This is a genomic window from Candidatus Rhodobacter oscarellae (assembly GCF_001078595.1).
Taxonomy (GTDB): Bacteria; Pseudomonadota; Alphaproteobacteria; order Rhodobacterales; family Rhodobacteraceae; genus Rhodobacter_B; species Rhodobacter_B oscarellae.
This window is the reverse complement of the sequence record NZ_LFTY01000002.1, coordinates 1,774,538-1,799,508: the sequence shown is the minus strand read 5'-3', so window position 1 is coordinate 1,799,508 and position 24,971 is coordinate 1,774,538. Positions and strand designations below refer to the sequence as shown.

Here is a 24,971-nt window from a genome sequence, read left to right as displayed (position 1 = left end):
GTATATGTGCACGAGCGAGGATTTCCTGAGACAAGGGGGGGAATTGCAGGCTATGTGCTGGGGAGGCCGCGCAGGATCATGGCGTGGGGAGGTCCTTGTTTGGCCTGGGAGCAGGCATTAGAAGCCCGCCGCCCCGGACTTGATCCGGGGCCTCTACCTTGAACCGAGCGCTACGCCGGCAGCGGCCGACCTGGAGGTCGCCTGCGCGACGGTTCTGAATTGCGAGCGATCTTCCAAAACGCCAGCGTTCCAATGGGGTGCGACGTGGCAAAAGCGGCCTCCTGGGGGAGGTCGGCCGCTGCCCGAGGCAAGCTCGGGCGGTTGCTTTGTGTGAGTCCCGTCTCATCTGGTGTCTGCAAGCGTTGTCGGGGCGGTGCGCTTGTTGGCAACGTCCCCTCCAGGCCAAACTCACCTGCCGACGCAATTGAAGATCCCAAAAAAGAGAAGGGCCGCGCGAGGCGGCCCTTCCTGTTCCGATTGTCCTGCGGTTCACATCCGCCAGGCTATTTCTTGTATTTTTTGGCCTCAGACGCGTGTCCGACCCACAGCACCACCACGCAGGCGATGATGGCGATCGCGGTCCAAATGCCGGGCATCGGGCCGCCCGCGCCAGGGAAGATAGCGCTTCCGGCCAGCGAGGCCCAATCTGTTCCAGGAAAACCCATGTCGTTCTCTCCTTCCTTTTTTGTCCTATTCCGCCGGGGCGGGTGAAGTTGGAATGCCCTCGGGATAGGCTTGTACCGGGACCTTCGTCGGGTCCAGCCCGTCCAGCTGCGCCTGATCCGGCACCCGCAGCATGCCCAGCATCTTCAGGATGAACGAGGTCACCCAGCCGGTCCCAAAGCCGAGGATTATGAAGACCACAGAGCCCACAAGCTGCCCGATAAAGGATGTGGTCGCCGCGCCTTCGGCCTCGATGGCCGGATAGCCCGAGGCAAAGATGCCCAGCATCAGCATGCCGTAGATGCCGATGGTGCCGTGCACCGTCACCGCGCCGACCGCGTCGTCGACCTTAAAGGTCCTCTCCAGCCAGTCTGCACAAGGCTTAAGAATGACACCGGCCACCAGCGCGATCACGAAGGCTTGCGCCGGGAAGTAGATGTCCAGACCCGAGGCGCAAGAGATAATCCCCGCCAGCGCGCCCGACATCATCCAGAACGGGTCTTTGGTGCAGACCCAGGCGCCGATGATCCCGCCCGCGATGGACATCAGGATGTTGAAGGCCAGTGCGCCAAGGTTGGTGGGCGTGCCGTAGATGGTGGCGAAGTTGTGCCCCCAGGACCAGCTCTCGCCGCCTGGCACGACGCAGGCCATCAGGAAGCCCCAGAAGCCGACGATAATCAGCATCAGGCCGGTGATGGTAAAGGGCATGTTATGGCCGCCGATGTCGTTGGACGAGCCGTCATCGTTGAACTTGCCGATCCTTGGCCCAAGGTTGAACAGCACCCCAAACGCGAAGAACGCCGCCACCGCGTGGACAAGCCCCGCCGCACCAAAGTCATGCAGGCCCCACTGGGTCACCAGCCAGCCGTCGGAATGCCAGCCCCAGGCTGCCGCAACGACCCAGCTAAACCCGCCCAGCACGATCGCGCAGATGATGAAGCCAACCGTCTGGATGCGCTCGATCAGCGCGCCCGACATGATCGAGGCCGTGGTCGCCGCAAACAGCGCAAAGGCGCCCCAGAAAACGCCGTCGATCTGGTCACCCGTATTGGGGCCCATATAGGCCGCGCTCTCGCCCCAACCCCATGCGATCGAGTTCGCATAGGCGACGCCAGAGATCTCCATGGCGCCCATAGAGCCGCTTAGCCCTGTCGGCAGAGCCCAATAGAGCCACCAGCCAAAGAAGTAGAAGGCCGGGATCACGAAGGCGAAGGCCAGAATGTTCTTAACACCAGAACTCAGAACGTTTTTCATCCGGGTCGCGCCCATCTCATAGGCGAGGAAGCCCGCGTGGATGATGATCATGATTGGTATTGTAATGTAGTAATACATCTCGGCGAAGTTGGTGTTGGTCGTACCACCCTTCGCCTCCATGGCAGTCACCCTGGCTGCCAACTCGGCGAGTTGTTCTTCCATCGAATGGATCCCCTCTGTTGCGTCTGGCCCAGATATTGTCCCGGGTCCTCTTGTTTGCACGCGAACTATACACCGAACCTAATCCACGCCAAATCCAAATTCTGAGCCAAAACTATACCGAAAGAGGTTTTTTTTGCGAACAAGTCCTACATATTGATGTCTGTGGGTCATTTTGCTGCCGATATAGACGCCAGCACAGGTTTGGTTCTGTTCGTGTACCAATTTTGAACCGGGGGCTGGCCGTGCCGCTGCTACTTTGTGCCGAGGGACGTCACTTTTGTTCCAGGATGGGTTGCCAACTGACCGCCGCGCATTGGGCCAAATGCCTCCGATTGATTCGAGAAGTTTACGTTGGGGAAGCCTTTTGGCTCGGCGGAGAATTGCGAGTTTACCAAGTTTGGAGACAATCGCGTTTTTCACCCACCGATTGCACGCCTTTTTGCAAATGCAATAGGCGACAACTGGCGTCTTCATGCCGACGTAAATGAAACGTTTACAAGATCTTCACGCCTTTGACGGGACTAAAGAAATTGCGGGTCGCGCCCTCTGGCGCATCTCCGCAACCACGCACCGCGCCGCGTTCTGGCCACGTTCTGCCACAAACAGGCCCGAAAAGGCGGCCCGGATATGCTCAGGCGTTACCAGGAGAGAGTCCCATGTCAACCAGTGTCCCGACCCCGCCGGTCTATAGCAACTCAGCAAGCTCGACTTATACCGGCGGCCAAGCCGGCGTCATCCAAGTCCCGCATAGCGCGGCCCTCAGCGCCCCGAATGCGACGATATCGCTGGGCTTCACGGCAACCGCCACCACCGGGTCCTATGCGCTGATCTCCAAGGACAGCAAGGGCAAGAACGACGGAGAGTTCACGGTCTGGATCTCGGATGGCAGGCTGAAGATCTCGATCGAAGAGAACGGCGTGACCAAATGGGTCACCGTGCCGGATGTTATCATCGAGGAGGGCGCGCAGCACCAGATGGCGCTCTCGGTGGGCGCGGACGGGCTAAGTGTCTGGCTGGACGGGCAACTTGTGGCGGCCGAGCCCGAATTCACCGGTGGCATTGACGGCAACACCAGCGATCTGCTCGTCGGGGGAACCATGGCCTATAGCAGCAGCGCTCCCTCGTCGCTGTTCCGTGGAGAGATCGGCAATGTGAACGTCTATGACCAGCAGCTGGGCGAGGCGGACATGTTGAGCCTGGCGGCGGAGGCCGCACCGATGGCGGCCAATATGTCGGCCATGATGAGCGCCATGGATGCGCTGCAGCCCAGCTTTGGGCAGCTGCACCACGGCTCGGACACCTATATCGACATCCTTTCGGATTACGGCGTCAGCAACCACGGCCATGTGATGCGCCCCATCGACATGGCGATGGGCGACATGGGCGCCAATACGCTTGCGGGCACGACGGCGGATGACGGCATCAACGGCATGCTGGGCAATGACAACATCGACGGCGCGGGTGGCAACGACATCCTGCAGGGCGGCTATGGCAATGACACGGTGGTCGGCGGCGACGGCAACGACATCATCGACGGAGGCCATGGCGAGGACAACCTGTCGGGCGGTGCGGGCAACGACCTGATCATCTCGCGCTCGGACGCGCGCGAGCCCTATGTGGGCCAGCCGGTGCCGGCGGGCACACCGAATGGCGGGCAGGTCTATCCCGGGCAGCCGATCCCCGGCAACGACGTGATGTCCGGCGGTGCGGGCGCCGATATCTTTTATTTTCAGACGCTTATCAATGCGCGCGAGGAATTCATCCGCGAGCACACCAATAATGACGGCACGATCAACTGGCACGGCGTGGCGGGCGAGAACGGCAATATCCACGACCACTGGGTCGACAGCATCGGCGACGACGTGATCCTGGATTTCAGCCGCGCCGAGGGCGACCGGATCGTGATCGAGGGCCATACGACGCAGATCAGCTCTATCACCTATGGCGACAGCAATGGCGACGGGGTGATGGATCACTCCGTCATCCGGCTTTACTCGGACCAGGGCAACAATGGCGGCGCCCATGATGACGACGATCTTGGCTCAATCACCGTCTATGGCGATCTGGTGATGCTCTCGGATATCGAGCATACCGCCGCGCCCGCCTATGGCATCGTGACCTCTGTCGAGGATCTGTCTGAGGCGATAACCCCGCTTGATCCCGGCACCAGCCAAGGCCCCATCGCGCCGCCGTCTACTGTGACAACGGTGACCGGCCCGACGATCCCCAGCGGCGCGACCCCGGTTTATGCCATCGCGGGCACGCAGCATTATGACGGCTGGGACGGCGAGTATATGGATGCGGGCCACATGGCGGCGCTGAACCTGGCCAGCGGCACGCTGTCGCTCAGCTTCAACCTGGACGGCACGATTGGTGACTTCGCGCTGATCTCCAAGGACAACCGCGACAAGAACGAGGGCGAATTCACCGTCTGGGTCCAGGACGGCACGCTGAAGATCGTGATCGAAGAGGATGGTGTTTCGAAGTCGCTGCGGGTGCCGGATATGACGCTCGAGGCGGGCGTGGACTACCAGCTTGCGGTGTCCTTCGGGGCGGACGGGCTGAGCATCTGGATCGATGGCCAACTCGTGGCCGCAGAGCCCGAGTTCACCGGCGGCATCGACGGCAATGACAGCAGCCTGGTCATCGGCGGCAGCCGCGCCTGGACCAGCCAGGAGAACGACGCCCATAGCGAGTTCCGCGGCGAGATCGGCAACGTCAATTTCTATGACGCGCAGTTGGGCGAGGCCGACATGCTGGCGCTGGCCTCCAGCGTCGGGGCCACGGGCGCCAGCGCCAGCGCGATGGCAAATATGATGGACGCGCTGCAGCCGAGCTTTGCGCAGGGGCACCACGCCTCCGACACCTTCATTGACCTGATGCAGGATTACGGCCTCAGCGGCCACGGCCATTTCATGAACCCGCTGGCGATGCAGACGGGCGGCATGGCGGGCAACAGTTTGACCGGCACCGCCGCGGCGGACGGCATCAACGGCATGGCGGGAGACGACGCCATCGACGGGCTCGGCGGCAATGACGTGCTGCAGGGCGGGTATGGCAATGACACGGTGATGGGCGGCGACGGCGACGATATTATCGACGGTGGTCACGGCGAGGACAGCCTGGTGGGCGGTGCGGGCGACGACTGGATCATCTCGCGCTCGGATGCGCGCGAGCCAGAGGTCGGCCAGCCCACCCAGCCCGGCGAGGGGCAGGTCTACCCCAACCAGCCAATCCCCGGCAACGACGTGATGGAGGGCGGCGCGGGCGCGGATGTGTTCTACTTCCAGACGCTTATCAACGCGCGCGAGGAGTTCATCCGCGAGCACACCAATAGCGACGGCACGATCAACTGGCACGGCGTGGCGGGCGAGAACGGCAATATCCACGACCACTGGGTCGACAGCATCGGCGACGACGTGATCCTGGACTTCAGCCGCGCCGAGGGCGACCGGATCGTGATCGAGGGCCACACGACCCAGATCAGCTCTATCACCTATGGCGATGCCGATGGCGACGGGCTGATGGATCACTCCGTCATCCGGCTGTACTCGGACCAGGGCAACAATGGTGGCGCCCATGACGATGACCAGCTGGGCACGATCACCGTCTATGGCGATCTGATCACCGAGGCGGATATCGAGCACACCGCGGCGCCAGCCTACGGCATCGTGACCTCGATCGAGGACCTGTCCGAAGCCGTCACGCCTTACGATACCGGCACCTCTCAGGGCCCGATCCAGCCGCCTGCGAACCTTGGTTCGATTGCCGACCACATGGCCGGGAATGGGCAAGAGGCGATTTTTGCCGCCGCGGGGGATTTCTCGTTCATCCCGCAAGAGCGCGCGCCGCTGGTCTTCGACCACCAGGCGGGCCTGGAAATGGCGCAGGGCACGATTGCCTTCAGCTTCAATGCCACAAACCTAAATGGCTACGAGTTCCTGTTCTCCAAGGATGCGACGGGCTTTGGCAATGGCGGGCATGTCTCGGCCTATATCGAAGCCAATGGCGATCTGGTGGTTCGTATCCAGGATGGCAATGAGACCAGGTATCTCATAGCGCAGGGCGCAATCTCCGCCGGAGAGACCTACGATTTCGCCTTCTCCTTCGGACTGGGCGGGGCGCAGCTCTTCCTCAACGGTACGCGGATGGCCATGATTGCCGACAGCACGTTCACCATGCAGGGCAATTCAGAGCTCTTGGTGGTTGGTGCGAATGGCTGGTCCAGCGATCCGGGCCAGGCCAATAACTTGCACGGCCATTTCGACGGCACGATCACGGATTTCACCATATATGACGCGCAAGTTGACGGCGGCGATATCGGCCAGCCGCCGCCAACGCAAAGCTACTCCTTCAGCTTCATTGACGCGACCTTGGGCATGAACGCTGCCGGAGACGTGACGGTGACGCATAATGGTACGGTCTATATCGTTCCGGCCGACGCGCAGGTTGTGGAATTCGCTGACATCACGGTGAGCCTGTCGAATACCGGTGTCGGGACCAACGCGTCCGAGACGATGAGCGGCGGCAACTCGCGCGATATCATGGTGGGCCTGGACGGCCAGGACACGATGATGGGCAATGCGGGCAATGACACGCTCGATGGCTGGTCCGGCGATGACCAGGTGTTTGCGGGCAACGGCCACGATTCGGTTCTGGGCGGCGGCGGCCACGACCTGCTGAACGGCGACAACGAGAACGACACGATCCGCGGCGGCGACGGCAATGACACCTTGGCTGGCGGGCGCGGCGATGACTCGCTGATGGGCGACAATGGCGATGACTGGCTTTGGGGCTGGCTTGGTCTTGACACCTTGAATGGTGGCGAGGGCAATGATCACCTGTTTGGCGAGGAGGACAGCGATCTGCTGGATGGCTGGTCGGGCAATGACGCGCTGTTTGGCGGCCAGGGTTGGGACACGCTTTACGGCGGTGACGGCAATGACCTGTTGAACGGTGATGCCGACGACGACCTGCTGTTTGGCGGCAATGGCAACGACACGCTGGCTGGTGGCCATGGCAACGACTTCATGCATGGCGAGGACGATGCCGACCTGCTGGTTGGCTGGCTTGGCAGTGACACGCTGGAAGGCGGCAACGGCAATGACACGCTGAACGGCGAGGAGGATAACGACACGGTCTCTGGCGGCGCGGGCGATGACCTGCTGATCGGCGGCACGGGGGATGACCTCCTTGTGGGCTGGTTGGATGACGACACGCTGGACGGCGGGGCCGGGAACGACGTGATGAATGGCGAGCAGGGCAACGACGTTTTCATGTTCTTTGACGGTCACGGCGACGACATCATCCTTGGCTTTGAGGCCAACAACGATCTTGAGGACATCAACTTGGCCGGCATCTCGGCGATCACCGATCTCAACGACCTGGTGAGCAACCACATGAGCCAGCAAGGCGCCGATGTGGTGATCGATACGGGCTCTGGCTCGATCACGCTGGCGGGTGTGCAAATGGGCGATCTGCTGGACGGCAACGACTTTATCTTCTGAGCTACGGCGCGCTGCCAATTCCCTGGATCACAGGGTTTGGCGGTGCGCCCACGCGGTCAATGGCCGGGCGCTATAGATCGCTACGCGGGGTGCCGGCTTGAATTCCGGCCGGCGCGCCCCGCAATCAAGAGGCCCCACGCGTTCCCCCAAGCCGCGTGGGGCCCAGTTCGTCCAAAGCCCAGATCCTGACAGCTGGTGCGGCTGGTCCGCGCGGGTCAGCCTGCGTCGCCCCTGTGCGCAATCCTCCATCGAGGGTGCCTACTCGGAGGCGCTGAACCCGAACTTGGACGCAAGCTCTGCGCGGGTGAACAACAGAGGCGCCTGACCGGCGGGCTGCCGGATGATCAACCGGTACCGGCCATCGGGCTGCGGCTCGTAATAGGGGATGTCTATGGGGCCCAGCTTGGCAAGATGGGCGAGATAGTCGTCAAGCGTCGCAAAGCTCTTGCCGCGCGCGTCAGGCAGTCCGGCCACTCGATCGCCTCCAAAACTAGGCGTGGCGAGGCTGGAGGCGAGGACCAGCGCAAACATCGCGCCCCGCACGGCCAACAAGCGCCGATAATCGTCTACAGCTCTAGATTTCATTGCATCTAACGATAATCTTGGTTGCCCAAAGCCGCAAGCTTTGGAATATTAGTCTTAAGCTCGGGGGTAAGAGAATGGTTTTTCATCTTATTGGATTTGAGGGGCGCTCACGATGTGCATAATATGTAATCGATTCAATCCGTTCCATGAGAACTGCGAGTATGAGGGCCTTCCGAATGGGGGCGCATCAGAGCTGGGCGGCGTAAGCGGGCTTACTGTCAACGAGGGTGCGGACGCTGCGGCGAGCATATCCACCAGCTATTCCATGGGCGTGGGGGATACCTTTGTGGGCACGCTCGGTGCTGCAGGGGATCAAGATTGGGTCGCGGTGAATGTCACGGCCGGTCAGAGCTATACGTTTACAATGAACGGCGCCTCTCTGTCGGATCCGCTTCTGCGCCTCTACGACGATTCAGGCAACCTTATCACATTGAACGACAATATCTCGTTCCCGAGCAATCCGAATGCACAGATCAATTACACGGCCACGCATACCGGGACCGTTTTTGTGGCGGCCGGGGCCTTCGATGATAGCCTGACCGGGACCTATTCGATCACAGCTACCGGAGGCGCAGTCACACCCCGGCCGAGCAGCGGGGTTCAGCCGCTATCGTCAATCGATTGGGGCTATTCGGCGCCGTCGACGATCAACGTCTTCTTCGCCGCGGCGGGCGTGACTGTGAACGACGGCTCGACTTGGACCACCACCGGTTGGTCTAGCTACGAGATGCAGCAGATGATGCTTGGCTTCGAGAATTTCGAGAACGTGGCCAATGTGACGTTCAACTACGTCAACAGTATCAGCCAGGCTGATTTCGTGATGTTTGAGTCCACCACTGCGACGACTGCCCTTGGCTATTGGGCCGTGGGCGGCGGCAGCATTACGTATGGCGCGGCAAGCTATTCGCTGGACGGTTGGGGCGTCTTCAACGCGTCAGGCCAGGGCTGGAACACCGCGGGCCTGGCGCAGGGCGGCTATGGTTATGTGACGGGGATTCACGAGATCGGGCATGGCTTGGGTTTGGCGCACCCGCATGATGGCGGCGGAACCTCTTCGGTCATGACCGGTGTGAGCAGCGCCTTTGGCGACTATGGCACTTATGGGCTGAACCAGGGCATCTGGACGACCATGAGCTACAACGATGGGTGGCAGACCGCGCCGCACGGTCAGACCCCGTCGACCAATTACGGCTATCAAGGCACGCTGATGACGCTGGACATCGCCGAGTTGCAGAACACCTACGGCGCGAACACGACCTACAACACCGGCGACGACATCTATTGGCTGCCGACCTCAAACGGGGCTGGCACCTTCTATTCGTCGATCTGGGACGCGGGCGGCACGGACACGATCCGCACGATGGGCGGGATGGCGCATATCATCAACCTGCAGGCGGCGGATCTAACGAACTCGTCGACCGGCGGGGGCCAAGTGTCATACGGTACGGGCATCCATGGCGGCTTCACCATCGCCAACGGGGTGGTGATCGAGAACGCCATCGGCTGGACCGGCGACGACACGATCGTGGGCAACGAGGCGGCGAACACGCTGGACGGCTGGTCGGGGCACGACCGGATTTTCGCGGGCAACGGCAACGACCTGGTCATCGGCGGGGACGGCGATGACCTGCTGAACGGCGATAATGAGAACGACACGATCCGCGGCGGCAACGGCAACGACACCGTGGCGGGCGGGCGCGGAGACGACAGCTTGTTCGGCGACAACAACGACGACATCCTGTTCGGCTGGCTCGGGCTCGACACGATCAACGGCGGCGAGGGCAACGACACGCTGATCGGGGAGGAGGACAGCGACCTGCTGGACGGCTGGTCGGGCAACGACTGGCTCTATGGCGGGCAGGGCTGGGACACGCTGATCGGCGGCGGCGGGGCCGACAACCTCAACGGCGACGGCGAGGACGACGTGCTGATCGGCGGCGACGGCAACGACACGCTGGCGGGCGGCACGGGCAACGATTTCCTGCACGGCGAGGACGACAACGACCTGCTGTTCGGCTGGCTGGGCAATGACACGCTGGAGGGCGGCAACGGTAACGATACGTTAAACGGTGAGGGCGATAATGACACCGTGTCGGGCGGCGCCGGGAACGACCTGCTGATCGGCGCCGACGGCGATGACTTCCTGGTGGGCTGGCTGGACAACGACACGCTGGACGGCGGCGCGGGCAACGACCTGATGAACGGCGAGGGCGGAAGCGACGTGTTCGTGTTCTTCGACGGGCACGGGTCGGACACGATCCAGGGCTTCGAGGCCACCAACGACCTGGAGGATATCGACCTGGCGGGCGTGGCGGGGCTGACGAGCTTTGCGCAGATGGTCGCGACGAACGCGATCACGCAGGTCGGCGGGGACGTGGTGATCGACACCGGCACCGGCACGATCACGCTTGCGGGCGTGTCCTTAGGCGACCTCGATCAGGCTGACTTTATTTTCTAGGGCCGTTTGAGCCAAAGCTCCCACGCTGCGCTGCGGTCAAACTGGCACCGGGCGGTAGAGCCCTAACGCCTCGGCGGCGCGGCGCTCTGCGGCGCCATAGCTTTTGGGGTCTTTGTACCCCGCCGTCTCGATGCCCCAAACCAGGGGCCGCTCATCTTTGATCATGCCAAAGATCGCCGCGGATAGGGCGTCAGAGGACACGTTGTTGCGCCGTTCGACCAGGCGGCGCGGCAGCCTCCACCGGTCCCACCAGACGACCTGCCCCTGGTGCATCAGCCTTGCGGCGTGGTGAAAGGCGGGCTCCATCCCGTCCTGCAGCCGATAGCTTATGAAGCTCTCCCGCTGGCCCGTGATCTCGGCCTCCAGCGCATAAAGCGGGTCCGGGTCGGCGATCTCTTGCAAAAAGCGGATACGCTGCCCGAGATGTTTCGGCGGATCGCCCAGGATGCTCTGGGTAGATCGGTTTTTGCGGGTTACGCGCAGCTTTGGAATGCTGCGCTTGGCATCAAAGAGCGAGAACCAACGCGAGCGTTCCTTGTCGGCGTGGTACTTCCACGCGGCCTTAGATGCCGGATCCGTGGCCACCAGGTCTTCGACGTCGCGCACAACGATCTTGGCGTCCAGGCTGACCGGCAGCTTGCCCCAATCTGAGCTCAGCTGCGCGAAGAGCCAGATTGTGTCCCCCGCCTTGATGCGCGCGGGGGTGCCATGGCGCGCGCTGGTGGTGTGGAACTCGGGCGTGGCAAAGCCCGCGCCCTCGGATTGCGGCAGCTCAAAGAAGGCGCCGCTTTCGACGTCGCCCACCACGCGCTTAAAATACTGGGCGTAATGCGCCATGGCGCGGCGCGCCTCAGCTTTGGAAGTGGCGGCTGTCTTTGATTTGGTCCCAGGCCCAGACGACCTCTTGCAGCCGGTCCTCGTCCGAGCGATCGCCGCCGTTCATGTCTGGGTGCAGCACCTTGATCAGGCCCTTATAGGCCTTGCGGATCTCGGCCTTGGTCCAGTGGTCCTTGCATTCCAGGATATCCAGGGCGCGGCGCTCGGTCGGGGGCAGCTTGCGGGTGCCGGTGATCGACTTGCCGGGGTTGCGGGTGGCGTTGCCGCCCAGCACCTGATGCGGGTCGTCGATGCCCAGACGGGACCAGGCGCGGGCCTCGTCGCCGTGGTTGAACGGCTTGGTCTCGCGCTCCCAGACGCGGTCCTTGTCCATCTGCTCTTGCAGGTCTTCCTCGGTGGTGCCGTTGAAGAAGTTCCACTTCAGATTGTACTCGCGCACGTGATCCTTGCAGAACCACAGGTACTCGTCCAGGTGGTCCGGGGATTTGGGCGCGCGGTATTGCCCGGCCTCCTGGCAGCCAGGATGCTCGCATTTTCTTGTCGAGGTCTCAAATGCGCCGGACATGCCGCGCTTTCCGCGCGTCTGCTTTTTCTTTGTGGACGAGACGCGGATATCGAAACCGAATGGATCTGACTTGCTCATCATACCTGCCTTTTCGACTCGGTCGTAGGAGTTTAAGGGTTTCATGGCGATGTGAAAGGGGGGAACCGGAAAAAATGCGGGTCCAAGAAGAGATTGAGAGCAGATTGCGTGCGGCCTTTGCGCCGTCCACGTTAGAGGTTGTGGACGAGAGCGAGCAGCACCGCGGGCATGCGGGCTATCAGGAGGGCGGTCAGAGCCACTTTCGAGTGCAGATCGCCGCGGCGGGTTTTGCCGATCTGTCGCGAATCGCGCGCCACCGTGCGGTGCATGAGGCCCTGGGCAAGGACCTGGTGGGGCGCATACACGCCCTAGCATTGCACATCAGCGCTTAGGCGCGGGCGCCTATTGCGCGGCGATGTCCTGGGCGCGCGTCGGAGTGACCGCAGGGGCGCTGCCCTCGGCGGCACGAGACGGCGCTGACACGGCGGGCGCGGCGCCCATTGCGGCCGAGCGGAAGGTCGGGATCGTCGCCCGCTCTGTCGCGGGCGTCATTGGCGCGGGTGTGGGGTCTGTGATCGGCTCTGGAGCAGCGGCCACGGCGGTTTCAACCACCGCCTGCGGCGCGTGCCCTTCGTCAAGCGCCCGGCGGAACACCAGCATGTTCTGGAAGGTCGTCGTGCGCCCGGTCAGGCCGGAGCGTTCCTCGCAGGGCAGGGTGTCGGTGCGCTGATACTCCCAGCCATCGGCGCCGTATTCGTTCATCAAAGCCGAAAGCTCGTGGGCAAAGCGGTTATCCGTGCCCTTCACGCCCTTTATCTTGCCGGGTTTTCTCGGCGCAGGAACAACTTTGTACTCATACCGGGCCATGAGATCCCCCCTAAAAAGCAACGCAATGAGGCCGTGTTCTAGCAGAGAGCCCCGATCCAAGCCAGATCGTTTTCCCGCCATGTGGATAAATGTTGCCGCGCAGCCGTTGAATGGGGCGGCGAAGCGCCGACAAGCCGCTAATTACAGATCGGCAGCACCAGTGGCGGGTTCTTCGGCAAGGACCTGCGCCAGGCGTTGATGATGGGCTGGAGCTTGTGCTTGGGCCAGAATTTCGGCGCGCCAATCGCGCTGAGGCAAGCGGCGTTCCAATAAAGCCCCGAGCCCGCCGACAAACGACCGTTCCGGGCCGCGTTGGCCACTGCATTGATGTCGCGGCCCTCGGGGTAGATGTAGAGCGTCGTGGGGTTGCCCTCGACCAGCGCGGTGATCTCCTTTGAAACCTCCTGCGACCAGGTGGTGCAGCCATTGCTGCGCCCGCCGGTGTAGTTCACCAGCCGCCCATAGGGCACATAGCCGTCCTTATCCGCATGCGGGCTGTCCGGGTCCTGATAACGGCACTGCCATTTCACGAAGACCGCCGGGTGCCCTCCAATGGCGCGCTCGCGGGCGTTGCGGGTCTCGCCCTCGCCGTCGAACAGGATGAAGGTGCGGTAGAACGGCACCTTGTCGCCGATATAGCCCTTGAACGAGGTCCGTGTCTCGGCGGTCACATAGGCGCCCCCCGCGGTCAGCTTGGAGCCTTCCGCGTTCGAGAAGTTCTTGGCGCATTGCCGCCCGTTCGAGAAATTCGCCCGCTGCAGCTTGCGCCCGTTGCCATAGCCAGACGAGACCGCGCGGAAGGTGCGTTGGCGCTCGCAGATCACATAGAATCGCGGCCCCGGCGCGCCGTTCGGGGCCGCGCTTGGGCGCGTGGCGTCCATCGCCAGGTAGCAGGGGTTCGTGACGTCACCATTGCGGCGCTTCGTTTGGTAGAGCGCGCGGGCGCGTTCCAGCACCACGGGCGCGATCTGCCCCTCGCCGGTGCCGACATGGGCCTGCAGCCAGCGGGGGATGTCCTGCGCGGCTTGGGTCGGCCCAACGCCAGAGGCGACCACAAAGGCCAGGGTGAAACGCAGCGAACCTAACCTCAACGAAAACACCTCCTGGACATCCATCGTGGCGCCAGCCTAGCACAGTTTTGCGCGGCTGGAGCGACAATGCTCCGGACAGGCGTTTAACCGCGCGGCCGCCAGTGGCCTGGCCGCAGGGAGAGGCGCTGGTAGGCGGGCTGCCTCCCGAAATGATCGGGGGCAGGCCCGCGCGGAACTCGATTGGTCGCGCTTAGCCGTTCAGCTTCTGCGCCACCAGCTGGTTCACCGCCTTGGGGTTGGCCTTGCCGCCGGTCGCCTTCATCACCTGGCCCACGAACCAGCCCGCGAGCTTGGGGTTCACCTTGGCCTTCTCGACCTGGGCGGGGTTGGCGGCGATGATCTCGTCCAGGGCGGCCTCGATGGCGCCGGTATCGGTGACCTGCTTCATGCCGCGCTCTTCGACGACCTGGGCGGGGTCGCCGCCCTCGGTATAGACGATCTCAAACAGGTCCTTGGCGATCTTGCCCGATATGGTCTCGGCCTTGATCAGGTCCACGATCCCACCCAGCTGCGCCGCGGTGATGGGGCTTTCGGCGGTGGATTTCTCGTCCTGCTTCAGCCGCCCAAAGAGCTCGTTGATCACCCAGTTGGCGGAGAGCTTGGCGTCACGCCCCGCGGCGACCTCTTCGAAGTAATCGGCGTCCTCTTTCTCAGCGGTCAGCACCGAGGCATCATAGTCGGTCAGCCCCAATTCCATCAGCCGCGCCTTCTTGGCGTCGGGCAGCTCTGGCAGATCCGCGGCGATGTCATCGACCCAGCCCTGCTCGATCTCCAGCGGCAGCAGGTCGGGGCAGGGGAAGTAGCGGTAGTCATGCGCCTCTTCCTTGGAGCGCATCGAGCGGGTCTCGCCCTTGTCCGGGTCATAAAGCCGGGTCTCTTGATCCACTTTGCCGCCGCCCTCGACGATGGCGATCTGGCGGCGCGCCTCGTGCTCGATCGCCTGCTGGATAAAGCGCATCGAGTTCATGTTCTTGATCTCGCAGCGGGTGCCCAGATGGCTGAAATCCTGGGTCTCCTGATAGCGCTCATAGGCGCCGGGCTGGCAGATCGAGACGTTCACGTCGGCGCGCAGGTTGCCGTTCTGCATGTTGCCATCACAGGTGCCCAGATAGCGCAGGATCTGGCGCAGCTTGACCACATAGGCTGCGGCCTCCTCGGGGCCGCGGATATCCGGCCGCGACACGATCTCCATCAGGGCCACGCCGGTGCGGTTGAGGTCGACGAAGGACATCGCCGGGTCCATGTCGTGGATCGACTTGCCGGCGTCCTGTTCGAGGTGGATGCGCTCGATGCGCACCAGCCGCGCCACGCCGGGGCCCATCTCGACCAGCACCTCGCCCTCGCCCACGATGGGGTGGTAGAGCTGGCTGATCTGGTAGCCCTGCGGCAGGTCGGGGTAAAAGTAGTTCTTGCGGTCGAAGGCGCTGGTCAGGTTGATCTCGGCCTTCAGCCCCAGCCCGGTGCGCACGGCTTGCGCGACGCAGAACTCGTTGATCACCGGCAGCATGCCCGGCATCGCGCTGTCCACGAATGCCACGTTGCTGTTCGGCTCGGCGCCGAAAGCCGTGGAGGCGCCCGAGAACAGCTTGGCCTTGGACGAGACCTGCGCGTGCACCTCTAGGCCGATCACCAGCTCCCAGTCGCTCTGGGCGCCCTGGATTACCTTGGGTTTCGGGGGCTCGAAGGTTAGGTCAAGCATCGTTCCATCCATATGCTGAGGTCGGCGGCTGTTCTAGGTCAGGCCGCCGACCGAGACAAGGGAGGAACCGCCGCCCGAGCAGCGCCTATTGACCGCAGAGCCCCTGGGCGCGCAGCGCCTGGCAGTTAACGCCATAGCTTCCGTGGATCGAGCCATCGGACTGAAAGCGATTCTTGCCGGTCTTGTACTTGCCGCACTGCTGGTCACCGGTCATGATCCAGCCGATACTGACAGTGTAGGTGCCATTGCGTTTCTTGGGGCAACAGGTGCTGTGCTCGACCCGGCTTTTTAGACTATCAAATCCGTTCGGCAGCCCGATCTTGATGCCGCCCTTCCAGCGCAATTCTGCGCCGTTACGAGCTGCACTCCCGCGCTTGCAGGAATCGGGGATCTTGTGGCTGTGGCGCGTGTTCCAGAGATCCGATATGCAGCGCATCGCGTGTTTGCGCGCAGTCGCGCGGCAATCATTGGCCCAGAGCTTGCCTTTGCAGACGCCATACCCTGTGATACTTGCCAGGCTCAAGTATTCCTTGGTGGAGAGAACATAGCCAGCGACACTGGCATGGCAGCTGCGCTGAATGGAGCCGGCCTCGACGGGGGCGGGGGGCACTAGGCTCGTAAGTGTAATGGCCCCGGCAAGGGCAGCAGTTAACAGGCGGTTCATAACGGCATCTCCTATATGCAGAATTAAATGTTCTGCGCATAGGACGCGCCGCAGGGGCACAGGGTTCAAAAAAACTTTGGCCTAGGGGCCTCCGGGGGGCAAGTTTGCACGGAAAGCGCGCCGGCGCTAACCGCGCGGCAGCTTCAGCGTGATATTGCGCCCGCCTTTGACATAGCGCAGCTCGGCCTGGCCGATGGCCGCCACGCGACCGCCATCGACGCGGTCACCGACCACAACCTTGACGTAGCGGCCCGACTTCAGGCGCACCAGGGCGCGCCGATCCGAGGGCGAGCCGTAGACCCCGATCAGGTTGACCTTGCTGAGGTTGATGGCGTTCTTCTCGGTTGCGGCCTTCGCCACCGAGGCGCGCGACGGGATGCGCGGCACGACCGCGGCGGCGACGTCGCGCGTGGGGCTGGTGCGGCTTCCTTGGGTCGGCGGCTCGACGACCTCGCGGGATGCGGTCACCCGCGCCGAGGCCAGCGCCCGGCGCGCAGAGGTCGCAACGCTGGCAGGGCGCCCTTTCGGCAGGCGCGAGGCGGCGACGGCCAGCTCGGTCGCGTCCTCGCCCGCGACAGGCGCCTCGTCCGCGGCGACCTCTTCCTGGATCGAGGGCGGGCGTATCACGGGGCGGATCGCCGCCAGCTCGGTCTCGGTGAAGTTCTCGCCGTTTGGCGCCTGGTTGAAGGTCTCTTCAAAGTTTGCGGGACGGGCCTGCGGGCGGAACTCGCGCAGGCGCTCCTGCTCGGGGGTCAGAACCGGCTCTTGCGGTGTGATGGACGTTTGCGCCGGGGCCTCTGGTTGTTCCGGTGTGATCACGGTGGGCTCTGGCGTGGAGGATGGCTCCGGTGTGCCGGGGCGCAGCTGCGGCGTCACCGGCGGCAGGCCAAGATAGACCACAGTGCCGCTTGGCGCGAGCGTGCCGCCAGGCGAGGCGCGCACCAGCCCGCGTTCGTCCAGGTCAAAGCTCACACCCAGAGGCGCGGGCGGCGCAAGCGTGACCGGGCGCGCGTCGGGGCCTGCGCTTGGCAGGCCCTGCGGCGTGGCCGCTTGTAGGCTGGGATCAAGCGAGGCCAACTGCAGCCCTTCCAGCCGGTCGCCGTCCTGCGGGTCCGCGGGCGCGTCCGGGTCAAGCTGCCACACCCCAGAGGTAGCATAGCGGCGCTCGGCCTCAGCGCGCGAAGGCGGGGCCTCGGTCACGCGATCCGGCGGCGCGGATTGTGAGAGGTCGATCGCGGCGGGCGGGTCCAGGCGGGCCACTTCGATGACTGGCTCTGCTGTGTCGGTTTCGGGGGGCGTACCAGAGGCTGCGTCGGGGGCAGGGGCCGTCGCAGAGTCGTTGGCCGCAGCGGGATCCGTCTCCAATGCGGTGGTGGTTTCGCCCAGCGGCGCTGCGGGCGTTGTGTCGGGAAGATCGGCCTCGGCCGCAGGGGCGGGGCCAAGTGCTGCGTTCACCGCCGAGTCGATGGCGTTTTGCAGAGGCGCGGGTTCTTGCGTGCTCGCGACGACATCCGCGCCGCTGTCGCCCGGTTCGGGCGACGCGACTTCTGGCGCGGTCACTTCGGGCGCTGGCGGGGCCTCGGCTGCTGCGGGCCGCGCGCTGGGCACCAGGCTCGTCGCCGGGCCGACGCCAGCCTCCGCGCCGCCCTCAATCGGCCCGGTGGGCTGGATCGCGGCGATCTGCGGGGGTGTTTCGGGCGCGCCATCGGGCGCAAACAGCATCGACCAAAGCGCCGCCACGCCAAGCGCAAGCAGCAGCAAGAACGTCAGGGTCAGCCCGAGATATTTCGGCTTGCCGCGCGTGCCGGCTGTCCCGCGCTCGCCAAACACCGTCATGGACGAGGCTTCCTGCCCCGCGGCGGCGATGGCCGCCTTGCGGTCGCGCAAACGGTTGGGGCTGGTGCCGGGCAGGCCGCCTAGGGCAAAGCGCGACTCCGCGGGCATGGCAGCACCACCTGCGCCATTTGGCTTGGGGGCGATGACTGGCGCGCTGAGCGCCGCGGCGGGAATTGGCTCTGGCGCGACAGGCGGCGGCGTGGCCTTCGCGGCATCCTCAGTATTCCAATGTGGCAGGTCCGGGACGTCGTCGATATCGAGGGCCGAGTATCTGTCAACCTGATCGCGGGGCTCGGCGGGTTCCGGGGGCAGGGGCTCTAAGGGCGCCACGGGCGGGTGCGGTCTTGCCAAATAGCTGCTGGCTGGTTCGGCGGTCGCGCTGGCATGGCCGCGGCGCGACGCGAAGGTGACGGCGGCGGTCTCTTCTTCGGTGCTGGCGGGCGCCTCGGCGGCGGGCTCGTCCGTCTCTTCCGTCTCTTTCGTCGCCGAAGCGGGCGCGTCACCATCCGAAGGCACCTTGGCGGCGGGCGCAGCCGGGGTCGCGGCCTTCTTTTTCTTTTTGCTTTTCTTCGGCTTTGGTTTCTCGGCGGGCTCTGGGTCGGGCGCGGCGGTGTCTTCGGCGGGGGGCGGTTTCGCCTTTTGGGGCGCGCTTGCGCTCTCGCCGATCACTTCGATCGCGACGAGGTCGGGTTCCAACGTGTCACCGCCCTCCAGAATGGCCGAGGCAGCCTCGGTCACGCCAAAGAACGGCTCGCCCTCAAAGCCGTCGGAATGCGGCATGCCCACGAAGGAGACCGGGTTGAAGCGGAAGTCGTTGGCAAAACTCTCGGCCTCGCGCAGGGTCTCTTGGGCCACGACCGCGACTTGGGCCTTTGTGCCCATCCCCTTCCAGTCAAAGACCAGGTCCTCGACCGCGTAGGGGGTGAGCCCCGCCAGCCCCTCGCGGATCTGGCGCAGCCGGGCGGCCTCGTCCGGGCCGGGGGCGGGGATTTCGGTGTAAAGGATCTGCGAATCCGGGATCACCAGCTTGCAAGCGATGCCGCCCTGTTCCAGGTCCACGGCCGTCTCGCGCAGCACCTTAAGGCGCGCATTCAGATCCGGGTCATCCAGGCGCACATCGCCCAGCAGGGTCCAACCGGTCTTGGCCCGGTGCAGAAGGCTGATGCCTTCATGGGTCAGATTGAGGGCGAAGTTAGGCTTCATCCGATTGATCTATCACAGATTATGAGCGCCCTTGGAGTCGTGCCGAACTGCGTGCAACCCTACAGCAACAATCCGCCGAGGGGAAGCTATGCGGGGTGCGAATTGACTTGGCATCTGTTTCCCTGCTGAGATGTACGGGTGATTTACCGAAGGAGTGTTGCGATGCGGATAACAGTAGCATGGATTGTGGTCGCGTTGCTGGGCGCGTTCTCGGGGGGCGCCGACGCGCAGGGCCAGCTGACCGTGACGGGCGAGGGCGCCGTGCAGGCCGCGCCTGACATGGCCACGATCACCGTCGGCGTCGTCTCGCAAGAGCCAACCGCCGCAGCCGCGCTGGGCGAGACAAGCGCAAGCACCGGCGCGCTGCTGACATTGCTGTCCGAGATCGGCATCGAGCAGGCGGATATGCAGACCTCGAACCTGCAGCTCTCGCCGGTCTGGGATCAGCGCAATTCCGGCAGCCGCGAGCAGCCCGGCATCGTCGCCTATCGCGCCAGCAACAACGTCACGCTCCGGGTGCGCGTGCTGGGCGATCTGGGGGCGATCCTGGACGACGTGGTGCAAAGCGGCGCCACGCAGTTCAACGGGCTGGTCTTCGGGCTCCAAGAGCCGCAGCCAGCCCAGGACGCCGCGCGCGCGGCGGCTGTGGGGGACGCGTTGCGCAAGGCCGCGCTTTACGCCGAGGCCGCTGGCGTGTCGCTGGGTCCAATCCTGGCGATCAACGAGGGCGGGGTCGCGACCCCGCGCCCGGTGGAGATGGCGCAGTTCGCGGCCCGTTCCGGGCCGGTGCCTATCGCGCAGGGCGAGTTGAATATCACCGCGCAAGTCACTGTTGTATTTGAGATTTCGGGGCAATAGTCGCCGCAGGATTTGGCGCTGATTGAGAAGGCTGGGCCCTGAGCCTTGGATGCCGGAGTAAGCCGAAGCGGGCCTACGCCCAGGCGGCACAAGGCTAGCCCACGAACACGCTCTTGAACTCTTCGCGCAGCACGTTCTTTTGCACCTTGCCCATGGTGTTGCGGGGCAGGGCCTCTGCCACGGCGTAGTGGCGCGGTTGTTTGAAACGGGCCAGCCCCTCTGCGACCTGCGCCTTGACGGCGTCTAGGTCGATCTGCGCGCCCGGCTCGGGCACAATGACGGCCACCACGCTTTCGCCGAAATCGGGATGCGGCGCGCCCACCACGGCGCTTTCCTGCACGCCCGGCTGGTCGTCCAGCGCCAGCTCCACCTCCTTGGGGTAGATGTTGTAGCCGCCCGAGATGATCAGGTCCTTGCCGCGGCCCACGATGGTGACGTAACCGTCCTCGCCCTGCTTGGCCAAGTCGCCGGTGATAAAGAAGCCATCCGCGCGCAGCTCTTCGGCGGTCTTTTCCGGCATCTGCCAGTAGCCCTTGAAAACGTTCGGCCCGCGCACCTCCAAAGTGCCGATCTCGCCGCGCGGCAGCTCTGCGCCCTCGGCGTCGCAGACCTTGGCCTCCACCCCCGGCAGGGGCATGCCGACGGTGCCTGCGCGGCGGTCGCCCTCATAGGGGTTGGAGCAGTTCATATTGGTCTCGGTCATCCCATAGCGCTCTAGGATGCGGTGCCCGGTGCGGTCCTCGAAGGCGCGGTGCGTCTCGGACAGGAGCGGCGCGGAGCCCGACACAAAGAGCCGCATATGCCGCGTCAGGGCCTGGTCGAACCGCGCGTCCTCCAGCAGGCGGGTGTAGAAGGTCGGCACGCCCATCATCGTCGTCGCCTCGGGCAGCCGCGCGATCACCTGATCCAGGTCGAACTTGGGCAAAAAGATCAGCGCCGCGCCGCTGAGCAGCGCGATATTCGTCGCCACAAAGAGCCCATGCGTATGGAAGATCGGCAGCGCATGCAGCAGCACGTCATCGCCGGTGAACCGCCAGGCTTCGGCCAGCACGTGCGCGTTCGACAGCAGGTTCTCTTGGGTCAGCATCGCGCCCTTGGAGCGCCCGGTGGTGCCGGAGGTGTAGAGGAACGCGGCCATGTCGCCTGGCGTGCGGTCAACGGTTTCAAACACCTCGGGGCTGAGGGCGGCGCGCTGGGCGAACCCGCCGGTGCCATCGCCGTTCAGCACCATCAGCGCGGCGCCATGGCGGTCGGCGATCTCGGCCAGGGCGGGCCGCATGGCGCCATCGCAGAGCATCAGCTTGGCGCCGGAATTGCCCAGGAAGTAATCCACCTCAGAGGCGGTATAGGCGGTGTTCAGCGGCAGAAAGATGACGCCGGTTTGCGCGCAGGCGGCATATACGGCGAGGGCTTGCGGGGATTTCTCGATCTGCACGGCCAGCCGGTCGCCGGGCTCCAGCCCCGCATCCGCGATCACATGCGCAAACTGCGCCGCCATGGCCACGAAGGCCCCATGGGTCAGCGTGCCGCCATCCGGCAGATGCAAAAACACCGTGTCCTTGCCCGCATGGGCCCCAAACAGCGCGTCATATAGGGGATTTGCCATAAGTCACCTCCGGGCGCCCATTTCACCGATCCGGCGCGCAACGTAAAGTCAGTTTCGCCGGGACACAAACGCCCTGCGCAACGCCGGACCCAACTGCATGTTGCCGATGACGCGATATTGTGCGCTGATATCCTGACGCCGGTGAATTGGGACGCAGACATGGATCATCTGGAAGCCTACAGAGCGCGCGACGTCCTCGCGCTGCCTTTGGTCGCCCAAGATGGCTGGCGCATTAAGCAATATGCGATCCTCAGCGCCGAGCGGGTCTTGTCGCGAGACGTCACAGACGCGGCCGCAAAGGCCATGATCGAACGTCTGCCTCCGCCTGGTGGCCTGGACAGCGCCGACGGGAACCACGGCATCTGCATCCAGATCGTGCATTTCGCGCAAGTCGCAGTCGTGGCGCCCGCAGTATATTGGCAGTGGGGAAGCGTGCTGGCGCGGCTGGATCAAATGCGCGCCCCTTGGGAGGAACCCACAGATTTCAAAGCCGGGGTGCCAGAGGTCTTGGGCTGCGTCTGGGAAATGGACGTGATCGCAGCCGAGGTCGCGCTGTGGCGGGACACGGTGCTGTCGCATCACGGTGCCCCCGAAGAGCGCCTAAAGCATTATCTTTCGAAGATGCCCGGCGCCAACGCTTGATCTTGCGCCGCGCATAAGGCGTAACTTGCAGGCAAATCTAGGAGCACCCCATGACCGACCACACCCGCATTGCCCTCGCCAGCCGCCCGCAGGGCGCGCCCACGCTCGAGAACTTCCGGCTGGAGACCGCCGCCCTGCGCGACCCCGGCCCGGGCGAGGTCCTGGTGCGGGTGCTGTGGCTGTCGCTCGACCCCTATATGCGCGGGCGCATGGACGACGTGAAGTCCTATGCCGGCAAGGTCGAGCTGGGCGACACGATGGAGGGCGGCGGCGTGGGCGAGGTCGTGGCCTCGAACTCCAAGCACTACGCCCCTGGCGACATCGTCGTTGGCCGCACCGGCTGGGCCAGCCATGCGGTGCTGTCTGAGACCGAGATGCGCAAGGTGGATCCGGAACTGGCGCCGATCTCTACGGCGCTGGGCGTTCTGGGCATGCCGGGCCACACCGCCTGGGTGGGGCTGAACGACATCCTGGCCGCGCAGGAGGGCGAGACCATCGTGGTCTCGGCGGCCACGGGTGCTGTGGGCTCGCTGGTGGGCCAGCTCGCCAAGCGCAAGAACATGAAGGTGATCGGCGTCGCGGGCGGGGCGGAGAAATGCGCCTATGCGGTGGAGCATCTGGGCTATGAGGCCTGCATCGACCACCGCTCGCCCGACCTGGCCGCCGAGCTGAAGGCGCTGACGCCGGGCGGCGTCGATTGCTACTACGAGAATGTGGGCGGGGCCACGCTGGAGGCGGTGCTGCCCCTGATGAACGATTTCAGCCGCATTGCGATCTGCGGCATGATCGCCTGGTATTCCGGCAAGGGGCTGGAGGACGCGATGCGCCTGCCGAAGATGTGGCGCTCGATCCTGGTCAAGCGGATGCGGGTGCAGGGGTTTATCATCTTCGACCACAATGACCGGTTCGCGCCGTTTGCGCGCGAGGTCGGCCCGCTGGTGAAGTCCGGCGAGATCCACTATCGCGAGAGCGTGGCCGACGGGCTGGAGAACGCCCCCGCGGCGTTCCTGGAACTGCTCGGCGGCGGGAACTTTGGCAAGCAATTGGTGAAGGTGGCGGACAAGTCATAGCCCGCGCACGCGCCCCGTGCCCCGCTTTGCCGGGTGCGGCCCGCCCACCCACCCCCGCCCCCGCCAAACCGGGGCACGGGGCGCGTGCGGTTGGACACGCTCAGCGTTCCGCCAGCGCGTCCACCTGCGAGGCAAGCTGTGGCAGGTCGTAACCGGCTTGCGAGAGCGCCGATAGAATCTCTTGCGTGGGGCGCGCGCCGGCCTCGGACAGCGCCCAGACAATGGAGCATCGCGTCCCAGAGCGGCACCAGGCAAAGACCGGTCCCGTGGATGCCTTGATCGCTGCGCCCTGGGCCTCGACCATCTGCATGGTCAGCGCGCCGTTCACCACCGGGTTGGCCACATATCGCAGCCCCGCCGCCTCGGCCGCGCGGCGCATCTCGTCGCAGCACAGATCCGGCGTGATCTCGGCATCGGGGCGGTTGTTGATGACGGTGGTAAAGCCCTCGGCGGCCAATGCGGCCATGTCTTGGGGCGCAATCTGCGGCGAGACGGCGTAGTCGGGGGTGATGCGTCGGATATCCATGCGCCCGAGTTTAGGGTTGCTGCGCCGCGGCGTCGAGCCGTTTTGCAACCGGCGGCGCGCTATTGCTGCGCGGCGCGCGCGGATTGATCAGCCCAGCAGGATGCCCACGACCACCATCATCAGCCCAAATGCGGAGAGCATAAGTGCGGCCATGTTCAGCGGCATCACCCGCCCCAGGGCCTGGCGCATCTGCTCTTCGGGCAGGTTGGCGCGACGCGCCCGCAGCACGATCAGGATGCACCATACAAGCCCGCCAAGCCCGATGACGGACAGCAGTGCTCCGATCCAGATTAGCCATTCCATTGCCATGCCCTCCCGTGTTGCGCCGCGCCTAGCGCACCGAAACCGCGGGGGCAAGCGTTTGGGGCTTGAAGGCGCGGCGGGGCAAGGCTAGGCAATGGCTCCGACATCCCGACAAAGGCCTGCCCCATGAGCGATATCTCTGACACGACCTACCGCGTCACCGCGGACGAATTGCGCCAGTTCATCGAGCGCTACGAGCGGCTTGAGGCCGAGAAAAAGGACGTCGCCGAGCAGCAGAAAGAGGTGATGGCCGAGGCCAAGGCCCGCGGCTATGACACCAAGGTCTTGCGCAAGGTCGTGGCATTGCGCAAGCGCGACAAGGATGACATCGCCGAGGAAGAGGCGGTGCTTGAGATGTACAAAGAAGCGCTGGGCATGTAACGCCTCTTGCGCGGGCGCGCGCAAGCGCTTAAATCCCGCCGCAGTGCCGGTTTAGCTCAGCTGGTAGAGCAACTGATTTGTAATCAGTGGGTCGGGGGTTCGAGTCCCTCAACCGGCACCATTCACAACATCCCTGTCGAGATTTACCCCTGAGGCTTTGAGCGGAAGGCTGATTT

20 protein-coding genes and 1 tRNA gene are annotated in these 24,971 nt (G+C 64.3%); 8 read left to right on the top strand and 13 right to left on the bottom strand.

Going from position 1 to position 24,971, the window contains the following annotated elements:
* Nucleotides 1-503: 503 nt before the first annotated feature.
* Both AIOL_RS25730 and AIOL_RS13545 read right to left on the bottom strand, forming a co-directional pair.
* Entirely contained in the window at nt 504-665 is a 162-nt protein-coding gene (locus AIOL_RS25730) for a hypothetical protein (RefSeq protein WP_200898756.1), read from the bottom strand.
* A gap of 25 nt (nt 666-690) precedes the next feature.
* The gene (locus AIOL_RS13545; RefSeq protein ID WP_049643466.1) at nt 691-2,079 is read right to left on the bottom strand and encodes an ammonium transporter; all 1,389 of its coding nucleotides are present in this window, start codon (nt 2,077-2,079) and stop codon (nt 691-693) included.
* A 656-nt stretch (nt 2,080-2,735) separates the two neighbouring features.
* On the opposite strand from AIOL_RS13545, the gene AIOL_RS26145 reads away from it, so the two are divergent.
* Complete coding sequence (locus tag AIOL_RS26145) at nt 2,736-7,586, top strand: LamG-like jellyroll fold domain-containing protein (protein WP_053101277.1); 4,851 nt, start codon at nt 2,736-2,738, stop codon at nt 7,584-7,586.
* Between the two features lie 258 nt (nt 7,587-7,844).
* Here the strand turns inward: AIOL_RS26145 and AIOL_RS13535 are convergent, their stop codons facing one another.
* The gene (locus AIOL_RS13535; RefSeq protein ID WP_152912526.1) at nt 7,845-8,060 is read right to left on the bottom strand and encodes a hypothetical protein; all 216 of its coding nucleotides are present in this window, start codon (nt 8,058-8,060) and stop codon (nt 7,845-7,847) included.
* A 223-nt stretch (nt 8,061-8,283) separates the two neighbouring features.
* On the opposite strand from AIOL_RS13535, the gene AIOL_RS23965 reads away from it, so the two are divergent.
* On the top strand, nt 8,284-10,629 hold the full coding sequence (locus AIOL_RS23965; protein WP_082152586.1) for a M10 family metallopeptidase C-terminal domain-containing protein: 2,346 nt from the start codon (nt 8,284-8,286) through the stop codon (nt 10,627-10,629).
* Nucleotides 10,630-10,665: 36 nt separating this feature from the next.
* On the opposite strand, the gene AIOL_RS13525 is transcribed toward AIOL_RS23965, so the two are convergent.
* Both AIOL_RS13525 and AIOL_RS13520 read right to left on the bottom strand, forming a co-directional pair.
* Complete coding sequence (locus tag AIOL_RS13525) at nt 10,666-11,466, bottom strand: hypothetical protein (RefSeq protein WP_049643464.1); 801 nt, start codon at nt 11,464-11,466, stop codon at nt 10,666-10,668.
* 13 nt (nt 11,467-11,479) lie between these two features.
* Nucleotides 11,480-12,109: a DnaJ domain-containing protein gene (locus AIOL_RS13520; protein WP_049645444.1), complete on the bottom strand. Its 630-nt coding sequence runs from the start codon at nt 12,107-12,109 to the stop codon at nt 11,480-11,482.
* Between the two features lie 74 nt (nt 12,110-12,183).
* Between AIOL_RS13520 and AIOL_RS13515 the strand changes: the two genes are divergently transcribed.
* Complete coding sequence (locus AIOL_RS13515; protein WP_049643463.1) at nt 12,184-12,441, top strand: BolA family protein; 258 nt, start codon at nt 12,184-12,186, stop codon at nt 12,439-12,441.
* Between the two features lie 10 nt (nt 12,442-12,451).
* On the opposite strand, the gene AIOL_RS24465 is transcribed toward AIOL_RS13515, so the two are convergent.
* The 5 genes from AIOL_RS24465 to AIOL_RS25525 form a co-directional block, all read right to left on the bottom strand.
* Nucleotides 12,452-12,916, bottom strand: a complete 465-nt coding sequence (locus AIOL_RS24465) for a DUF4177 domain-containing protein (RefSeq protein ID WP_082152585.1) — start codon at nt 12,914-12,916, stop codon at nt 12,452-12,454.
* A 137-nt stretch (nt 12,917-13,053) separates the two neighbouring features.
* Nucleotides 13,054-14,007, bottom strand: a complete 954-nt coding sequence (locus AIOL_RS13505; RefSeq protein ID WP_235439028.1) for a murein L,D-transpeptidase catalytic domain family protein — start codon at nt 14,005-14,007, stop codon at nt 13,054-13,056.
* A gap of 190 nt (nt 14,008-14,197) precedes the next feature.
* The gene (gene gatB, locus AIOL_RS13500; protein ID WP_049643461.1) at nt 14,198-15,706 is read right to left on the bottom strand and encodes an Asp-tRNA(Asn)/Glu-tRNA(Gln) amidotransferase subunit GatB; all 1,509 of its coding nucleotides are present in this window, start codon (nt 15,704-15,706) and stop codon (nt 14,198-14,200) included.
* 85 nt (nt 15,707-15,791) lie between these two features.
* Entirely contained in the window at nt 15,792-16,370 is a 579-nt protein-coding gene (locus AIOL_RS13495) for a hypothetical protein (protein ID WP_049643460.1), read from the bottom strand.
* Between the two features lie 126 nt (nt 16,371-16,496).
* Nucleotides 16,497-19,409: a hypothetical protein gene (locus tag AIOL_RS25525; protein ID WP_049643459.1), complete on the bottom strand. Its 2,913-nt coding sequence runs from the start codon at nt 19,407-19,409 to the stop codon at nt 16,497-16,499.
* Nucleotides 19,410-19,571: 162 nt separating this feature from the next.
* Here AIOL_RS25525 and AIOL_RS13485 point away from each other — a divergent pair, with 162 nt between their 5' ends.
* Complete coding sequence (locus tag AIOL_RS13485) at nt 19,572-20,267, top strand: SIMPL domain-containing protein (protein ID WP_082152584.1); 696 nt, start codon at nt 19,572-19,574, stop codon at nt 20,265-20,267.
* 94 nt (nt 20,268-20,361) lie between these two features.
* Here the strand turns inward: AIOL_RS13485 and AIOL_RS13480 are convergent, their stop codons facing one another.
* The gene (locus tag AIOL_RS13480; protein WP_049643458.1) at nt 20,362-21,873 is read right to left on the bottom strand and encodes a malonate--CoA ligase; all 1,512 of its coding nucleotides are present in this window, start codon (nt 21,871-21,873) and stop codon (nt 20,362-20,364) included.
* A 159-nt stretch (nt 21,874-22,032) separates the two neighbouring features.
* Between AIOL_RS13480 and AIOL_RS13475 the strand changes: the two genes are divergently transcribed.
* A complete protein-coding gene (locus AIOL_RS13475) occupies nt 22,033-22,515 on the top strand; it encodes a hypothetical protein (RefSeq protein WP_049643457.1) in 483 nt (160 codons plus the stop codon).
* Between the two features lie 50 nt (nt 22,516-22,565).
* On the top strand, nt 22,566-23,585 hold the full coding sequence (locus AIOL_RS13470) for an NADP-dependent oxidoreductase (RefSeq protein WP_049643456.1): 1,020 nt from the start codon (nt 22,566-22,568) through the stop codon (nt 23,583-23,585).
* Between the two features lie 100 nt (nt 23,586-23,685).
* On the opposite strand, the gene AIOL_RS13465 is transcribed toward AIOL_RS13470, so the two are convergent.
* Nucleotides 23,686-24,111 (bottom strand): TIGR01244 family sulfur transferase, encoded by a 426-nt coding sequence (locus tag AIOL_RS13465; RefSeq protein ID WP_049645441.1) that lies wholly within the window; start codon nt 24,109-24,111, stop codon nt 23,686-23,688.
* An 87-nt stretch (nt 24,112-24,198) separates the two neighbouring features.
* On the bottom strand, nt 24,199-24,414 hold the full coding sequence (locus tag AIOL_RS13460; RefSeq protein WP_049643455.1) for a hypothetical protein: 216 nt from the start codon (nt 24,412-24,414) through the stop codon (nt 24,199-24,201).
* Between the two features lie 126 nt (nt 24,415-24,540).
* Here AIOL_RS13460 and AIOL_RS13455 point away from each other — a divergent pair, with 126 nt between their 5' ends.
* Together AIOL_RS13455 and AIOL_RS13450 are read left to right on the top strand one after the other, a co-directional pair.
* On the top strand, nt 24,541-24,795 hold the full coding sequence (locus AIOL_RS13455) for a DUF2312 domain-containing protein (protein WP_049643454.1): 255 nt from the start codon (nt 24,541-24,543) through the stop codon (nt 24,793-24,795).
* A 45-nt stretch (nt 24,796-24,840) separates the two neighbouring features.
* Nucleotides 24,841-24,916: transfer RNA gene (locus AIOL_RS13450), tRNA-Thr, on the top strand.
* Nucleotides 24,917-24,971: the final 55 nt, after the last annotated feature.

Bases quoted from the DNA above. Each gene is read 5' to 3' on its own strand.
- AIOL_RS13525 (WP_049643464.1), bottom strand. From the start codon at position 11,466: ATGGCGCATTACGCCCAGTATTTTAAGCGCGTGGTGGGCGACGTCGAA.
- AIOL_RS23965 (WP_082152586.1), top strand. From the start codon at position 8,284: ATGTGCATAATATGTAATCGATTCAATCCGTTCCATGAGAACTGCGAG.
- AIOL_RS13475 (WP_049643457.1), top strand. From the start codon at position 22,033: ATGGATCATCTGGAAGCCTACAGAGCGCGCGACGTCCTCGCGCTGCCT.
- AIOL_RS13515 (WP_049643463.1), top strand. From the start codon at position 12,184: ATGCGGGTCCAAGAAGAGATTGAGAGCAGATTGCGTGCGGCCTTTGCG.
- AIOL_RS13460 (WP_049643455.1), bottom strand. From the start codon at position 24,414: ATGGAATGGCTAATCTGGATCGGAGCACTGCTGTCCGTCATCGGGCTT.
- AIOL_RS13470 (WP_049643456.1), top strand. From the start codon at position 22,566: ATGACCGACCACACCCGCATTGCCCTCGCCAGCCGCCCGCAGGGCGCG.
- AIOL_RS25525 (WP_049643459.1), bottom strand. From the start codon at position 19,409: ATGAAGCCTAACTTCGCCCTCAATCTGACCCATGAAGGCATCAGCCTT.
- AIOL_RS13485 (WP_082152584.1), top strand. From the start codon at position 19,572: ATGCGGATAACAGTAGCATGGATTGTGGTCGCGTTGCTGGGCGCGTTC.
- AIOL_RS13465 (WP_049645441.1), bottom strand. From the start codon at position 24,111: ATGGATATCCGACGCATCACCCCCGACTACGCCGTCTCGCCGCAGATT.
- AIOL_RS13495 (WP_049643460.1), bottom strand. From the start codon at position 16,370: ATGAACCGCCTGTTAACTGCTGCCCTTGCCGGGGCCATTACACTTACG.
- AIOL_RS13455 (WP_049643454.1), top strand. From the start codon at position 24,541: ATGAGCGATATCTCTGACACGACCTACCGCGTCACCGCGGACGAATTG.
- AIOL_RS25730 (WP_200898756.1), bottom strand. From the start codon at position 665: ATGGGTTTTCCTGGAACAGATTGGGCCTCGCTGGCCGGAAGCGCTATC.
- AIOL_RS13480 (WP_049643458.1), bottom strand. From the start codon at position 21,873: ATGGCAAATCCCCTATATGACGCGCTGTTTGGGGCCCATGCGGGCAAG.
- AIOL_RS13520 (WP_049645444.1), bottom strand. From the start codon at position 12,109: ATGAGCAAGTCAGATCCATTCGGTTTCGATATCCGCGTCTCGTCCACA.
- AIOL_RS13545 (WP_049643466.1), bottom strand. From the start codon at position 2,079: ATGGAAGAACAACTCGCCGAGTTGGCAGCCAGGGTGACTGCCATGGAG.
- gatB (WP_049643461.1), bottom strand. From the start codon at position 15,706: ATGCTTGACCTAACCTTCGAGCCCCCGAAACCCAAGGTAATCCAGGGC.
- AIOL_RS24465 (WP_082152585.1), bottom strand. From the start codon at position 12,916: ATGGCCCGGTATGAGTACAAAGTTGTTCCTGCGCCGAGAAAACCCGGC.
- AIOL_RS26145 (WP_053101277.1), top strand. From the start codon at position 2,736: ATGTCAACCAGTGTCCCGACCCCGCCGGTCTATAGCAACTCAGCAAGC.